We start from the raw sequence: 14661 nt of genomic DNA, 5'->3' as shown, positions 1-14661 counted from the left end.
AACCAGCGAATATATTTGACAGAGTATCCAGAATATTTGGATAAGAAAACCGATGGCTTTGACTGTTATCAGTCTACACCATCGGTTTTCTCATGTCCAGCTAACCTCTGAACAGTAACCATATATCTCCCATAGATTCCTCTTTTTCCTTTCAAAATAACACATATCAGGATTATGTTCACCTACTGTTCCACTATATGCCAAACTGTTCATGATGCAATTTTTGCTTTGGCACTTCACAGCAAAGCTGCATTTTGAACACATATTACCTTCTTTTCCTATTTTCCTCAATCTTTTGATACATTCCTTAGACAATCCATTTTCAACATCTCCAATGCACCCACTATCTTCTAAATTTGCCGCACAACCAAAGATTCTCCCATCCACCTTTATATATATTTGAATAAGACCTACACCACAAAATCCTGATTCTCCATTATTTTCTCCGTATTTCTTCAAATCTAAAATTGGTCCCCAAAGAAATGCTTTTCCTGCTTTTTTCCTTTTTAAATAGTAACGTAATACTTTTTCCCATTCATCAGCCAAACCATCCAACTGATCGGTTGTCCATCTATTCATAACATCAATAGAAGAATCCACTATGCTAAAATTTAGATTTTCAACTAAATGGCAAACAGATTCAAATGTTTCCCCATAATTATTCTGTGTAACAACATGTGCTGCCTGAATATATTGCTTGGTTCTCTTCTCGTATTCTTTGAAATACATACAGTTTTCAATAATATTAGAATAACTTCCAACACCATCAATCCTCTTTCTGTTTTTATTATGGGTTTCCTCATCTCCATCAATACTTACTTTTAAATGAATTCTATATTTAATCAGCCATGCTAAAATCTCATCATTTAAAATAGTTCCATTTGTCGTGATAGAATATGTCACTAAAATATTTCTTTTTAATGCCTGCCCCTCTATATAATCCACCAAATGCTTTAAAAATGAAAGACTTAAGAGTGCCTCTCCACCTACAAAATCCACCCATAATCTTCGATCTCTATGATTTTCCGCATTTAAAAATGCAATTTCCAATCCTTTGTATGCTATCTGTTCGGACATCTTTTGGTTTGTCTTTCTTCCAAGATAACAATATGTACAACGTAAATTACATATTTGGTTTACTTCTAAAGTAATTGTATACATATACTTTCCTCCAAAAAAGAAACCGCACAGACTATCATATCCGATAGGCTACACGGTTCTTTGTTTTAACTAGCTTCATTAATGTATGCCCCTGGAAATGGCCATGGGCAATCAGTTAAACATCTCTGCGTTCTTTCAGAACATCCGGTATAACTTTCTATTTCTTCCTCTGTTAAATCCAGTTCTTTTACGAACTCTTCTGTTGTTTCAGTATTAACCATGTTTTTTCTCCTTTCTGTTTAGTATATGAGGACTATAATCCATTTTTTTCCATACAACAATATTCTTTGTATAAATCAACATATTTTTGACATAGATTTTCAGTTTTCCCATTTTCCCACATATCTAGCTAATGCTCTCATGAACTCTTCTTTCTTATATTTACTTATTGGAATAGTCTTTAACTTCTGAACTTTATCTTTGATTAACACACTATCTTTCTTAACCCCTTCAACATAATCAAAATTGACCATATAACTATTATGACAGCGAAAAAATTGCTTTTTGCTTAAACGCTTCTCCAGTTCACTCATTCTTTGGCTACTTTGCACATCTCCATGAATTGTATGTAAGATCAACAGCTTGTTTTCTGTTTGTATATAGATTATATCGGAAAGTTGCAGCGTAATCAATCCATCGTGATATTTCAAAAATAATTTTTCCTCTGCATTCAACAATTTCTTTTTATATATTTTGTTTAAGATATTCTCAACTTTTCTATACAGTAAAGGTTTTGATAAAAAATCTTCTGCCGCAACTTCAAAGCCTTTCCCTGCATTAGTGATTGTATAATAAGAAGTACAAAAAACGATTGAAACATCAGTATCACTCTTCCGAATCTCCTCTGCTGTTTCAAATCCATCCATTTCAGGCATAGACACATCCAAAAATATAACATCAAACTTTCGTTTCTGATAATTCAATAATAACTGACTGCCACTTCCATACGAAGTAATTTTGACTTCTACATGATTTTCATTTCCATATTTTTCGATATAACTCTCCATTTTTTTATTATAGTCAATAATATCATCACATAATGCCACTTTAATCAACTTATTCCCTGCCTTTCTCGTGTGCTAATAATCGCTGGATCAAAATGTTGATGGTTAATTTATTTTCTTCACACAAATTTCTATATTGTTTTAATAATTTCCATTCTTCCTCTGTTACTTTTTCTATTTGCTCCGTACCATTTTCTTTGCACACTATTCCACATTCTTTTTGGTTCATCTCCATCGAAATTTCCTCCTACTATTTTTTACTATATTAGGGGATTTTAGTTTATCCCGTCTAGTATTCTTGTTTCAATTGCGTTTTTTATTGCCTAATTGGCAATTATAATTATGTAATCCATTTACTAAAAATGGCAGAATATGCTCTAGGGAGGTGTATGGATTATACCGCTACACCTCCTATAATTCTATTCTACATCCCTAAAATACCGTATGCACTTCAACAATTCTGCTGTCAATTCCTGGTACAGATCTTCATCAAAGATTCCATCTACCAAGGCATTTTTAATCAAGAGTGGTCGGTACATTTCAAATATTTCCAGAATAGCATCTTCATCCCCTTGTCTTGCCCGATATAACAATTCTTTAAAATTCATGATTTCTTTCCTCCCATTCTCTTTCGTATTTTGCGGATAGCCCAATAATACGCACCTTTACAGCGTTCTTCCGTCATCTGATTTAAGATGCTCATCTCCTTAAAAGTACGCTCCTCAAAGACATGCTGATAAATAAGCTTCCGTTCTTCTTCCTGCAAAGAAAACATGGCTTCTATAAGGCTTATATCCGTCATTTCGTTCCACTCTGGATATATCCCCTGTGCTTCTTCCATAAGCAGTTGTTCTTTCTGTTCCAATTCCAGCCTTTCCTCTGGAGAAATATCCGCATCTGTATATTCTTTATCTTCCAGATTTTCCTCTGCAAATAATATTTTCTGCTGCTTTTCCAGATACCGAAGTCTTTTTCCCCTTATAGATGCCAGCAAGTAAGCAGTGAAATAATTTCTTGTTTTAGATCCATTATATTTTTGTTCTTCTTTCATTTTCTACCTCCGAAATTTGAAATCAATAAGTTTCCAAATTTCAGAGGTGGAGATCTGCATCTGTGAAGGATATTTTTATTTTGGTAAAAGAAAACGCCGAACCACATTTCTTCTGGCTCGACATCTTTCTTATCCCATGCATCATCCTGCACGGTGACTTCATATATTAACGCATATACTGCATATAAATAACCCTTTTGGCACCCCTGCAAAAGCAAGATTTTTTTGACGAATCATTACACAAGTGCCTTGTCTTTCCTTGCAACATAGATGCTCCTCCCTTGTAGGTTCTCCTGCCCCGCAATTCACATTATATTGCGTATCTTCATGCACTATAATGCGTTTCTCTTACTATCAATCTACGATAAAATAAAACAATAAGTGAGGTGATGCGGATGCTGATGGATACCGTCAAGAAAAAATTAGGCTATATGGTAAGAAGTGAAAGAGAAAGGCGTGGTCTGTCACAATCAAGACTTGCAGAACAAGCCGGTGTGTCCACCCGGACCATTTCTGATATTGAAACCTGTAATGGCAATCCGGAACTTGCAACTTTAATCCCAATCGCTCAATTTCTGAATATTTCAATTGATGCAGCTGTTCAGGATGAACGAAAGGAACCGGACACTACTACTTATCAGATTATGAAAGAACTGCAAAACTGCTCTGAAGACGAGCGGCAAATTGCCCTACGCACCTTGCGTGGGCTTCTTTCTGCATTGAAAGAAAAGGATCCACTCAATTAAGCCTTTTTCTGACAATATCTGACTTTTGATTATACGGATGAAATCTGTGAGAAACCTGTGCGAAATCTGTGGGGTTCCTGTGAATTGGCATAAATGTGCAACAAAAAAGAAGCACTCAAAATCCGATGCTTCTTTTTTCTTTTCTATCTATTTCTAAATGCACTCATTGCATCTCTAACGCTTTTGGCAACTTCAGGTGCAAGGACAAATTCAGATATCTTCTGTTTCTCTATTACATCTTCCTCTGTTTCTTCTTCCACTTGAACATTCTCCTGTTTTGAAAAATAATTCTGCATTGCTTTTTCCACTTCTTGCTTTACCAATTCCAACATCATAATCTGCAAAGCTTCTTGGTTCAATACAGCCCCTTTTTCTGTACTGCCGCCATCTATATGAGCAACCACTGCTGATGCGATTAAGTCGGCTTTATCCCTTACGGAATTTAAAATCTCTGCCGCACATACATGTGTCGGCTTTGTTTTATCAAATCCAAGTGTGAATTTATAGGGATTCTTTTTCTCCACATTTATCACACTCCTCTACATAATCTGAAACAGTCTGTCATATCCTTTGGCATTGGCAGAAATATCCTCAATAAAGGTATATTTCCCCAGACGGTCCGATTGTTCCAGAAAATGGCTCAATAGCTTTGCCCCGCCTCCAATAAATACCGTATATGCTGCTTTGGTATCTATGCCTCTTTCTCGAATACTGTTCAGCAGATCCTTTACAAAATCCTGCACCATACCTTCTGTCATACGGACTACAGCCTCTTCATAAAACTCTGTGTTTCCCTGAAGGATACTGTCAATATCACTTTCCTCTAACAAAATATCATATTCACTGTTAATCCCGGAAATAATCTTGTTATACATGGTAATCACACCTTTTTCCATAGAATCACAGGCTTCCATATCCGGATTACCTTTCCGCATCAGCAGATAGTCTGTAGTAAATCCTCCTATATCAATTCCTACTACTTTGGGAATCTGCTGCAGCTTTTCAATCATAGTCATCATAGCCGCATAGTCCTGTGGAAATGCCATTACCTCTCCAATGGTGATATGATATGTCCTACCACAGTAATTGATATCATGGATTTTCCCTTGTCTTTTAAAATATGCTTCATACCGTTCACAAAGTTCTGCATAATGCTTGGGTGGCAGCCCAATCGGAAGATCCACCTGAATGACATCCTCCGGCTGAATTTGAGGGTTTTCCTCCAGCTCTTTTACGATTGCAAATAGAGTAAGGATAAAAAATCGATCATCCTGCGTTTTATCTCTTTGATAAGGAATCCTATTTTCACTCAGCACATAATACTTTCCCTCATAGAACAGGAACTTTTCCCCTCTGGCAGGCTTTTTATCCTGAATGGTAAGCCCTGTCGTAAATACCTGGGAACAGGTTTTCATATTTCTATTGCCATGGTCTACCGCAATCCGAACTTTTTTTATCATAAAATCATCTCTCCTTTTTTTCTTTATACTTCTCTTGTACGCAGAGCTTCCGTACAAAGCAACTTTTTTTCAAAAAAATATCCTGTCTGCAGCATTTTGCTACAGACAGATGCTTTCTTCCTATATAATAATTTTTAACATTTATCTTTAAACCACCATATATTTCCAGTCCTCATTCGAATTATTTCTCTTTATAAAAAATTAATCTGTTCTGCCTTTTGAGGCAAAATCTTTTTAAACAGTTCCATATAGCGTTCGTATCCGGCTGTAATCAATGGACCACGAAGTGATGTTTCTGACCAAAGTAGCAGTTCTTCTTCCTCTGAATAATACGGAATATTACTAACTGTAAATTTCCCGCCAAAATAATGGGGTGTACTGACTTTCAAAAAATCCTGCATATCCTGCTTTGTCGATACCAGTGGCAAACCTTTCATTTTTCGCACAAAAAAAGCCTCTACCACATCGGGTAAGAAGCCTTTCTTTAAATAAGCATTTGCTCTGCCAAATATTTGGGTTGAACACTCCAGCCGTACTTCTCTTTCTTTTTCGCTGCAAGTTGTATCCAGCACAACCTCTGCCAATGCCTTTGCATATTCAAAATCTAACATCTGTTATTCCTCCATTTTTATTTTCTGTTTCAGTTTTCCATGTACTAAATAGCGATAATCCTTTCGGGTATTTACACAAGTTGATAAGGTCACTACCTGATCCTCCTCGGTAACTGTCATCCCTGTGTTATACTCAGCACTTCTTTGTAGTGTTTCCAGAAAAACTTCATAGTCCTCAGAAGTAGGAAAATCATAAGTATATGCTGGATGATCCGTCGGTGCTGCATAACAGGAAAAAATCTGATACTCATAAATATATCCTGGCACATACATATAAAAACAGGGATAGTTTCGATAAAGTGCCTGTGACTGATACTGATCCAGGGTTCCAAACATGCTCCCATCCTTCATATTATGCCCATAGATAATGGAATTTCTGTCTGATAAATTCTCCTGGTTGTGAAAGTCCATAAAAATACTGCCACTTTTATGATTTTCTCCCGTAATCAGGTGATGCAGATAATAGTCATTATCCCTCCCCTGGACTACCGGATAACTAATTTCCAAACCAGGAATCTCAATCCATGCAATGACATCTGGATTGATTTCTTCCAGCTTGTTAAAATCCACCTGTAGGACTCCCTGCTCTGCGACCTCCTCTGGTGTTTCCCCTGGAACCGCTTCTGGTGACAGGTCTTGATCCTCTATCTTTTGTGTAAACCCTTCCATCTGCTCATAGACTTTTTGACTTTCCTGATAATTCAAATAAATTTGCAGTATCCTTCCTCCTGCAAATAAAAAAACAGCAATGGCTACAAGCATAAATATACCGTAAATTTTCTTTCGTTTCATCGAATCCTCCTCTTCCATAAGACCGGACAACTTGCCCGGTCCATATTCACCCTGTATTTTTCAATACATAGTAATAATCATCAATTCCTTTGATCTGTCCATTCCACTCACCATAAGGATCCATGTCCCAAACCATACGGCTCATGGAAATAGACAATCCACTACAGATTTCATACACCTTTCTACAAGCGTTCTGTAGAATCTGCCGTTTCTGCATCTTATGCGGACAATAAAAAGTGGCTGATTTACGTTGACAGGCATCACATTTTTCGGAATCCCCGTCACAATATACCTTCATTTTTTTATCCATATCATACGCTTCATATAGGTGCTGCAGATGCCTGCTTTTCAACATTTCCAAAACTGGCTTTAAATTTCTGTATTGATTCACACCTGCAACACAAATGAACGTATCCCCTGATAAATAGTGAGCTATCGTGCCTTTTAATGCGCCTTCTGTTAAATAGATCTGTTCTGCGTCCAGGTTTCCTATGACATGTACCGGACTTCCTGATGATACTCCATTTTTAAATTTCACACTGGAAAGCCAGATATACTTCCGTCCCTCCATTACCTGATCCAACCGAATCTGAAATCCTTGTATTTTTCCTTCCGGGGATTGAATTGGTATTAAAATCCCGGAATTTTTAGAACTAAAATTAATTGTCCATTTCCCATCTTGATCTTCATAAAATCCAGGCACACCTTTTACTGTCTGTCCGGATTCCAACAGTTTCTGTACCATATTTTTAATTCCAAACAACGGTACACTACGATACCTCTGTATCTCGATCTGTTCTTCCGTCAGCCCTCTTTTTTTAAGATCCTCCTGGTGTTTATCATTTAATGTCAATAAGGACAACATCTCCTGATATGTTCGGTCAATGACATCTGCATCTGCCAACTCGGCATTGAAAATTACTACAGGCTCTTTTTTAGGAGCTACCTGATAATTTGTTCTGTACTCTCCCTTTCCCAGAGCTTCCCGGATTTGCCGATTTGCCTCTGCGCTGGAAACACCATGCAGTCTTCCGTATAATTCCAGCATTCCGCCGGAAGCATCACACCGATTACACCGAAACACATTTTTCTGAAGATTAACATTCATTTTTCCTTTTGTTTCTCCACAAAATGGACAATTCACATCCATCGATGAAGAATTCTTATGCCGTACTCTAAGCTGCAGTAAATGTACAACATCTGTGATATCGTAGTTAAAGCCTGACATATCATACACTCTATGGCTCCTCCTTTCTTCCACAGCCAATAAAGGCTGTGGAAAGAATGATGATCACCGGCTATTTGTTATGCTTTTGCAAGAATTACTCTGGCTGCTGCCGGTATAAAATGGTTCTGTCCATGATACTGCTCTGCGAACCATTGCAAGCTGGAAGGACTTTCCATCGCAACCTGCCCCATAGTTTTTCCGCTAAATTTTCCTTTTCCTGTTATGGCAACTTGGATTGCCTGCTCATAACTCATCCATTTCACCAGTTCTTCCACCGGCATATTGGGAGCCAGAGATTGCGGCTTAGATGGCATCTGCTGCTGGTGAGGTATCTGCTGCATAGTTGGTGCAACACCACCACTTGCCGAACTCATTACCGGATTAGTCATCTGTCCACTCCCCGTTGCCCTGCTAATTGTATTTCCATTCGCTTGTGCTTCCTGGTAAAACTGCTCCATCATCTGCTGTCCTGGCATTGCTTGCGTCTGAAATGCTGGCATCGCCCCTGCCGGCTGATTCGGTGTCTGTTGCATTGCAGGTGCCGGATTTTGTGCCGGCATCGCAGCCTGCATCGAAGTTCCCTGGTTTACAGGAATTCCTGCATCTACCTGCATGGGATCATTACCTTCCCCTACATCAGCAAATTGCAGACCATATCCCGCATCTGCCAAAGCTCGCCCAATCGCTGCGGTTTCTGCCATTTCAAGAAATTTATCTCCAAACTGTGTATCTGTTGTACGAAATTTCTGCGAAAAGGAATTGGCAATATAATTATTCTCCTGATCACACTTATCCAGATAAATCCTGGCTTCTACAACTGCCATATTTTCTGTAAAATGAACAATCCGGCTGATAATCTTGCCTGTAGGATTTACCAGACGGAACCACAGCTTCCGATATTTCACATCCAGATACCGTTGTTCCTCCTGCCCTTCATTAGAAATAACTCTGGCAAGTTCCAGAGGATAAAATCCTTCCACTTTATTCAGTTCTTCTACTGCTTTTGACTTGTTATATAATAATTCGCTCATTGCCTGCTCCTTTCTTTGGAACCGGCAGGACATCCCTTTATAAAGTAATAACCTGCCAATTCTCAACATTGAACTATTTTGCTATTTTTTTACACAGCCCGGTTGCAAATTGTTGTCGGGATCTGTCTATTACTCTGTGGCTGATACCGTTCACAATACTGTTGTATTTTTGCCGCCAGCATCGTCTTTCTGGTACCTGTATCATCTGTATGAATTGCCTGACAAACAGCTTTCCATTCCCCAACAATATAAACGCGCAGCTTCGCCCTGGTAATCCCTGTATAAAAAATATTCCGCTTCAGCATGGGATAAAAAGCTTTTAGCCACGGAATGATAACCACGTGGCACTCACTTCCCTGGCTTTTGTGTATGGTTATGGCATTTGCATGTTCCATCATCTCCACCTGCTCTGCCTCATACTTCACCCTGCGTCCGTCTGTAAATACGATTTGAACTATTGGGTTGTTATCCTCATCCTCAGAAATCTGTACCAAAGTACCTAAATCTCCATTACTGGCAACTTCTGTATTTTTGTTTTGAAGGATTCGGTCACCTTCTCGGAATATCTCACCGCCAAGATGAAGCTCTTGTTTCCCGGATACAGGAGGATTTACATCATCCTGCAGACTGCGGTTCAGTTCCAAGACACCGGCTGCACTTCGCACTTTGTATGGAGAAAGTATCTGTACCTGCTCCATACCATACACCTGAATTTCCTTGAGATAAATATTCTTAACAATTTGTGCTGCTGCATCTGCTCCTGAACATTCAATCATCTGGAAATCATCTCCCCATTGCAGATTTGTTTTTCCTTCGTTGATAAGCTGGGCATTTATGGGGATATTGCTGTCCTTCCCCTGACGATAGACCAGATTTAAAACAGTAACCGGTATTTTCCCACACAAAATAAGCTGACGGAACACATCTCCTGCTCCTACAGAAGGAAGCTGGTGGACATCTCCGACCAAAAGCACTCTGGCTCCTGCTTTTACCTTGTAAAAAAATTCATAGGCAAGGTGCATATCTACCATAGATACCTCATCCACATTAATAAAATCTGCGGACAATTCATCTATAAGTGCTTCATAATCTCCGTCACCAAAAAGCCCCAGTGCCATGTGCATCGTAGTTGCATCCCCACTTCCGGTACTCTCTGCCATTCGCCTTGCGGCACGACCAGTTGGTGCCATCAGTTGGACTTTATTCCCGCATTTTTTCTGATAGATATACAAAATGACCTTTAAAACCGTTGTTTTACCGGTTCCAGGTCCTCCAGTAATAATGCTGATCGGGTTTGCAAAAACCATACGTACTGCTTCTTTCTGCTGTTCGGATAATGTTATGTTTAAATCTTTCTGTGCTTCCTCCAGTTCCTTTTCAATCGTAAGAACTGGAATTCGCTCATACAATTTTCTTGCAATCATAGAAGCAGTGTCATCTTCTTCCTGATACTGTTTGGTAATGTAAATCCTATTTTCTTCTACCACGATACTGTCTTGCATAACCAGACGATAGATCACTTTTAAAATTTCTGTTTCTGTCACCGGCTGAAGATCCGGTTCTTTATTTAGAACTTTCAAGGCATCTTTTACCAGAATTTCCTGCTCCAGATACAAATGTCCGTTTTGCTTCATGGCTTCCCGCAACACATAACTGACACAGCCGGAAATGCGCATAGGATCATTCGTTGCAGCACAACACTGCCTTGCAATGGCATCCACAGTGAGAAAACCAAACCCCTTAACAGCACAAAGGATATAAGGCTGCTTCCGAATGATTTCTACGGATTGATCCCGAAACTTCTGAAGAATCATATTTGCTTTTTTAGGAGTAACATGAAATGGTGATAAAAAGGTCATCAATTCCCGGAATACTTTATTTTTTCCAAAGGAATCCACAATACGGTCCAGTTTTTGCTGAGATATCCCCTGAATTTTTAATAATTCCTGTGGATATTTTTCCATCACCTCTAAGGTATCCAGACCAAAACGATTGACAATCCTTTCTGCCGTTTTGGGACCAATTCCTTTTAAAGAACCACAAGAAAGGTATCCTAAGATACCTTCCCTTGTTCTAGGTACAACCTCTAAAAAAGTTTCCACCTTGTATTGTGTCCCATAGGAACTTGTTTCCCACTCGCCTTCCATCTCAATTTCGATCTCATCCGTAAGCGGAAGGTCATATCCTTTGGCAGTAAACGCAATGATTTTTTTCTCTGCCCAAAACTTATCCCTGGCAGAAAGAGGAACTTCCTGATTCAGTGTGGAAAATAATGCAACCGTATATCCGTTTTCCTCATTTTGAAAAATCTTACGTATATATTTGCACCTCATCGTCTATGTCCCTCCAGTTCTCTACTTTCATCAATTCCCCTGGTTTCATCTTGGAGTCATACCAATAAATATCCTTTCCTTTTACAAATGCTGTCTGAATCTCGCTTCTCATTCCCTCGCTGATATGTGAACCACAAATGATCAATACTTCACATAAATCCAACATCAAAACTGCAATCTGCATTGCAGTTTCCCGTTCTTCCGGGATACGGTCATCTAACATTAATGGAAGATGAGCATGTGAAGCAAAAGTACGGCAATGATACAGCCTTTTCATCTGCATGAGATAGTATTTTGCCAGTTCCATATTATGCTGCACTCCCTCTGGATTCGGGGCAGACAGCGGAGAACAGATATATGCCTTTTTTCCTTGTAACATTATGCAACCTCCTTTTTAATCCGGAAAATCCTGCTTTCTGTAGTACTTGTGTATTCTTCGTAGATATCCGGATGCTGATTTTTCAGTTTCTCCATATTTTCTTTTCCAATCTGGGTGCGTATCGTAGGATTATAAGTAATCCGGTAACGGAAACTCCCATCCTCGATCACTGCCTTACACCCTTGTCCAAGAAGCTCGACAAACGGTACGCTCAATGCACGTTGTTCCGCTTCAATCTCCTTTTTTCTTTTTTCCAATTGGGATTTTTCTTCAGATAATTTAAGATATTTTTCAAGACTGCGTGATTCCAAGCTAGATATGCTGATTTCAGGAATTGATTTGTCTGCGTAACCCTTATATTTCCGGATACTAGCCAAAATGAGATCTGGCTTCCCGGAATACGGTGGTTCTATTTTCTTCTCCACATATTCTTCCCAGAAGTATTTCTCCTGTTCAATAAGTTCTTCTTCCTCCATTCTATCCCGTTCCAGACACCGATAAACAAATTCATTTTCATTGTTTCCATAAAGGCAGGCAATATATGCTTTATTCATATTCATGACTGCAAGATAATGACGAACCTGCAAAACATAGTTTTCAGGAATCCCATCATCTGCCCATTTGTCTTTTGCATTGTAATTGCAGGTCTTACATTCCAAAATTCCAATGCTTCCATCTGGGAAACGGATAAAGTAATCCACATCCGCCAACATAAACGGATATAGCGGATGCCGGAACATTTTTCGTACAGGGAAAACTTCAAGCCCCGTCTTCTTTGCAAAAATCATGGCAACCAAATCTTCCAGGCGGTGTCCCACTTCTTTCGCTACCCAGTTTTCTTCCTCTTCTTCGATTACTGGCGTAACACCAATTTTATCGAAATACAAATCCCTGATTGTCGCAAATGGGGATAAGCCCATGATTGCCGCTGCATCGCTTCCTCCAATGCCAAGGCGCCGGTAATCCAACCACTCTTCTCGGCTCAAATCTGCTGTATCAACAAGAACTTCCGGCTGATAATTTAATGCTGTATTCATCTCATTTCCTCCTTATAATTTAATCGTTCCATATACATCAAACCCTTTCCAGTCAAAGACCAGTGTTTTTGCAATGTCTTCTTCCAATTTTAAAATCCGTGGTGCAGAAAACCCTTCACAAGCAGCAAAGAAAGCAGCTTCGTGCATGGCAAAATAAAGGTCATGAGCGGTACATGGTTCTTCTCCATATTGTCCCACAAAAAGATCTACTACTTCATTTCGGATTTTCTGATTGATTTTAAGTTCCTTCATAATCAGATGCAGGCAGTTTACAGGGTTTTGGATATCTATATCCATCAAACCAACAATTCCTTTAACTGCTTCCTGATAACGGGAAAAAATTTTGTCCAGATTATTCCGGAAATCCTGTAAGGTCGCCCCTCTATCATGGGACAGTTTGATAGGACTTCCCAGGTTAATGACACGGTTACTGGTTTGCGAGAGCATCATGGGATACAGATTCACACCACTTACTGCTACATCAGAAGTAGTCAGGCGCAGTGCAGGAGCTAGGCTCTTATCCTCAATTCCATGATCTTCCAAAGCCTGGTGATAAGTATCCAAAAGTTCCTGATTTCCTCCTAAAGTCCACATAGCAGACACAATGGAATGGTCAAAACTTCCAGAACCCTCCAGATAAGTACTTCCCTTAAAATGTGCTTTCAGATAATCACTTGTCATATTGAAGATTGTCTGCATATCCAGTACACAGTAATCATGATCATCACCGCCATGTACTGCAGATACTTTTCCATCTGCCACCTTGATTAAGGCATCTCCTTTCGCTACCTGAAGACAGTAGTTTACTACCTTTGCATAAGTAGCTTTCTCCAGTTTCTTTAATCCTGTTCCATTAATGCCGGCTCTTTTCAGAATTGTATGGATAGCACAGTCACGAACCGGATAAAAATCCTTGTTCACTTTTAATACCAACTGGGTATTCTTTTCTGTATCCTCTACTATTCCTTCCAGTTCTTTTTCACAGGCTTCTTCAATGGTTTCTGCCTCCTTTTCCAATGGAACCAGTTTTAGCATCCTGGTAGGCTTACGAATCCACTTGGACTGCTTTGCCCTCTCAGCCAGAAATTCCAGCATCTCCGTTGTACTTGCAAATGTAGTGCAAAACTCATCTGCATAAATCTTTGTTTCTTTCATGTGTGTACCACCTTTCTTAAATTTATTTATCCATAAACAGCCAAAGCTGATTGTGGCAATCCTGCCTTTCATTAGGGCATAAAAAAAGAATGAAAAGTGAAGTATTCCTTCGCTATCCATTCTCATATCCCTGATAATATTACCGAAAAAACAAAAGTGCCGCTATTGCCCCATAAGGACAGATAGTGACACTTTATACAATCATAAACAACTTATGCGGAATAAGCAGCCTTACTGCTCTCCTTGAGTCTTCGGATTTATACAAATCCAAAACTCCCCCTATGGGTACGCATAAAATTAACTATAGCAGTATAGTAGCACATGATATAGTATATGTCAATCTTCATGCACAATATATTGTATGTTTTTAAATACTATGCTTTGCATATATGACTTCAATTAGAATATTGAAATATCACGTATCCCATCTCTCTTTTTTCAAGTTTATAGAAAAATTTTTAATAAAAAGTACATAATCTGTTCAATCTGAAAAAATCTCAGTTAATTACTTAATGAAATTGTTAAGACAAAACCAAGTCTTACGCTATTGTACCTTGCTACGAAAATAAAACACGTAGCAAAAAACTGAACCTTGACAACAAATGTTTTCAACAATTATGAAAGCATCACTATAAAGCAGTCACAGTATTGGCTGCCTGTAGTGAGAGATTGA

At 38.8% G+C, this 14661-nt stretch carries 17 protein-coding genes; 1 reads left to right on the top strand and 16 read right to left on the bottom strand.

Going from position 1 to position 14661, the window contains the following annotated elements; translation table 11 throughout:
• Window positions 1-90: 90 nt before the first annotated feature.
• The 6 genes from MUB35_RS29780 to MUB35_RS29755 all read right to left on the bottom strand — a co-directional run bounded on the left by MUB35_RS29780 (window position 91) and on the right by MUB35_RS29755 (window position 3216).
• On the bottom strand, window positions 91-1161 hold the full coding sequence (locus MUB35_RS29780) for a radical SAM protein (RefSeq protein ID WP_244807345.1): 1071 nt from the start codon (window positions 1159-1161) through the stop codon (window positions 91-93).
• A 65-nt stretch (window positions 1162-1226) separates the two neighbouring features.
• Window positions 1227-1382 carry a hypothetical protein gene (locus tag MUB35_RS29775; protein ID WP_054337519.1) on the bottom strand — a complete coding sequence of 52 codons (156 nt, stop codon included), beginning with the start codon at window positions 1380-1382 and terminating at the stop codon, window positions 1227-1229.
• A gap of 99 nt (window positions 1383-1481) precedes the next feature.
• Complete coding sequence (locus MUB35_RS29770) at window positions 1482-2207, bottom strand: LytR/AlgR family response regulator transcription factor (protein WP_244807346.1); 726 nt, start codon at window positions 2205-2207, stop codon at window positions 1482-1484.
• A 10-nt stretch (window positions 2208-2217) separates the two neighbouring features.
• The gene (locus MUB35_RS29765; protein ID WP_005342250.1) at window positions 2218-2400 is read right to left on the bottom strand and encodes a hypothetical protein; all 183 of its coding nucleotides are present in this window, start codon (window positions 2398-2400) and stop codon (window positions 2218-2220) included.
• Between the two features lie 184 nt (window positions 2401-2584).
• The gene (locus MUB35_RS29760) at window positions 2585-2773 is read right to left on the bottom strand and encodes a helix-turn-helix domain-containing protein (RefSeq protein ID WP_054337518.1); all 189 of its coding nucleotides are present in this window, start codon (window positions 2771-2773) and stop codon (window positions 2585-2587) included.
• A complete protein-coding gene (locus tag MUB35_RS29755) occupies window positions 2770-3216 on the bottom strand; it encodes a sigma-70 family RNA polymerase sigma factor (RefSeq protein WP_117843953.1) in 447 nt (148 codons plus the stop codon). Before MUB35_RS29755 ends, MUB35_RS29760 begins: the two co-directional genes overlap by 4 nt.
• A gap of 395 nt (window positions 3217-3611) precedes the next feature.
• On the opposite strand from MUB35_RS29755, the gene MUB35_RS29750 reads away from it, so the two are divergent.
• Window positions 3612-3962: a helix-turn-helix domain-containing protein gene (locus MUB35_RS29750; protein WP_004223831.1), complete on the top strand. Its 351-nt coding sequence runs from the start codon at window positions 3612-3614 to the stop codon at window positions 3960-3962.
• A gap of 143 nt (window positions 3963-4105) precedes the next feature.
• Here the strand turns inward: MUB35_RS29750 and MUB35_RS29745 are convergent, their stop codons facing one another.
• From MUB35_RS29745 to MUB35_RS29700, 10 genes are all read right to left on the bottom strand, one after another.
• A complete protein-coding gene (locus tag MUB35_RS29745) occupies window positions 4106-4486 on the bottom strand; it encodes a stage III sporulation protein AF (protein WP_226824567.1) in 381 nt (126 codons plus the stop codon).
• A gap of 15 nt (window positions 4487-4501) precedes the next feature.
• Window positions 4502-5422 carry a ParM/StbA family protein gene (locus MUB35_RS29740; RefSeq protein WP_117843951.1) on the bottom strand — a complete coding sequence of 307 codons (921 nt, stop codon included), beginning with the start codon at window positions 5420-5422 and terminating at the stop codon, window positions 4502-4504.
• A 191-nt stretch (window positions 5423-5613) separates the two neighbouring features.
• The gene (locus MUB35_RS29735) at window positions 5614-6033 is read right to left on the bottom strand and encodes a hypothetical protein (protein WP_117843950.1); all 420 of its coding nucleotides are present in this window, start codon (window positions 6031-6033) and stop codon (window positions 5614-5616) included.
• Between the two features lie 3 nt (window positions 6034-6036).
• Window positions 6037-6825: a class B sortase gene (gene srtB, locus MUB35_RS29730; RefSeq protein ID WP_226824566.1), complete on the bottom strand. Its 789-nt coding sequence runs from the start codon at window positions 6823-6825 to the stop codon at window positions 6037-6039.
• A gap of 46 nt (window positions 6826-6871) precedes the next feature.
• Window positions 6872-8053: a CHC2 zinc finger domain-containing protein gene (locus MUB35_RS29725; protein ID WP_179976651.1), complete on the bottom strand. Its 1182-nt coding sequence runs from the start codon at window positions 8051-8053 to the stop codon at window positions 6872-6874.
• Between the two features lie 77 nt (window positions 8054-8130).
• A complete protein-coding gene (locus MUB35_RS29720) occupies window positions 8131-9084 on the bottom strand; it encodes a hypothetical protein (protein WP_173684405.1) in 954 nt (317 codons plus the stop codon).
• Between the two features lie 89 nt (window positions 9085-9173).
• The gene (gene recD2 / locus MUB35_RS29715; RefSeq protein ID WP_025581132.1) at window positions 9174-11417 is read right to left on the bottom strand and encodes an SF1B family DNA helicase RecD2; all 2244 of its coding nucleotides are present in this window, start codon (window positions 11415-11417) and stop codon (window positions 9174-9176) included.
• Complete coding sequence (locus MUB35_RS29710) at window positions 11395-11796, bottom strand: DUF7768 domain-containing protein (protein ID WP_117843947.1); 402 nt, start codon at window positions 11794-11796, stop codon at window positions 11395-11397. Before MUB35_RS29710 ends, recD2 begins: the two co-directional genes overlap by 23 nt.
• Window positions 11796-12833, bottom strand: coding sequence for a YqaJ viral recombinase family nuclease (locus MUB35_RS29705; RefSeq protein ID WP_117843946.1), 1038 nt, complete (start codon window positions 12831-12833; stop codon window positions 11796-11798). Before MUB35_RS29705 ends, MUB35_RS29710 begins: the two co-directional genes overlap by 1 nt.
• 12 nt (window positions 12834-12845) lie before the next feature.
• The gene (locus tag MUB35_RS29700; protein WP_117843944.1) at window positions 12846-13988 is read right to left on the bottom strand and encodes a transposase; all 1143 of its coding nucleotides are present in this window, start codon (window positions 13986-13988) and stop codon (window positions 12846-12848) included.
• Window positions 13989-14661 lie beyond the last annotated feature (673 nt).

This window comes from Blautia sp. NSJ-175, from assembly GCF_022867815.1.
GTDB classification, from domain to species: domain Bacteria; phylum Bacillota; class Clostridia; order Lachnospirales; family Lachnospiraceae; genus Blautia; species Blautia celeris.
The sequence above is the reverse complement of the archived record's forward strand: the minus strand, read 5'-3'. Positions and strand labels throughout refer to the sequence as shown.

Coding starts and splice junctions, on each gene's coding strand:
- MUB35_RS29760 (WP_054337518.1), bottom strand. CDS start 2,773: ATGAATTTTAAAGAATTGTTATATCGGGCAAGACAAGGGGATGAAGAT.
- srtB (WP_226824566.1), bottom strand. CDS start 6,825: ATGAAACGAAAGAAAATTTACGGTATATTTATGCTTGTAGCCATTGCT.
- MUB35_RS29780 (WP_244807345.1), bottom strand. CDS start 1,161: ATGTATACAATTACTTTAGAAGTAAACCAAATATGTAATTTACGTTGT.
- recD2 (WP_025581132.1), bottom strand. CDS start 11,417: ATGAGGTGCAAATATATACGTAAGATTTTTCAAAATGAGGAAAACGGA.
- MUB35_RS29700 (WP_117843944.1), bottom strand. CDS start 13,988: ATGAAAGAAACAAAGATTTATGCAGATGAGTTTTGCACTACATTTGCA.
- MUB35_RS29750 (WP_004223831.1), top strand. CDS start 3,612: ATGCTGATGGATACCGTCAAGAAAAAATTAGGCTATATGGTAAGAAGT.
- MUB35_RS29775 (WP_054337519.1), bottom strand. CDS start 1,382: ATGGTTAATACTGAAACAACAGAAGAGTTCGTAAAAGAACTGGATTTA.
- MUB35_RS29710 (WP_117843947.1), bottom strand. CDS start 11,796: ATGTTACAAGGAAAAAAGGCATATATCTGTTCTCCGCTGTCTGCCCCG.
- MUB35_RS29755 (WP_117843953.1), bottom strand. CDS start 3,216: ATGAAAGAAGAACAAAAATATAATGGATCTAAAACAAGAAATTATTTC.
- MUB35_RS29735 (WP_117843950.1), bottom strand. CDS start 6,033: ATGTTAGATTTTGAATATGCAAAGGCATTGGCAGAGGTTGTGCTGGAT.
- MUB35_RS29765 (WP_005342250.1), bottom strand. CDS start 2,400: ATGGAGATGAACCAAAAAGAATGTGGAATAGTGTGCAAAGAAAATGGT.
- MUB35_RS29705 (WP_117843946.1), bottom strand. CDS start 12,833: ATGAATACAGCATTAAATTATCAGCCGGAAGTTCTTGTTGATACAGCA.
- MUB35_RS29720 (WP_173684405.1), bottom strand. CDS start 9,084: ATGAGCGAATTATTATATAACAAGTCAAAAGCAGTAGAAGAACTGAAT.
- MUB35_RS29725 (WP_179976651.1), bottom strand. CDS start 8,053: ATGTCAGGCTTTAACTACGATATCACAGATGTTGTACATTTACTGCAG.
- MUB35_RS29740 (WP_117843951.1), bottom strand. CDS start 5,422: ATGATAAAAAAAGTTCGGATTGCGGTAGACCATGGCAATAGAAATATG.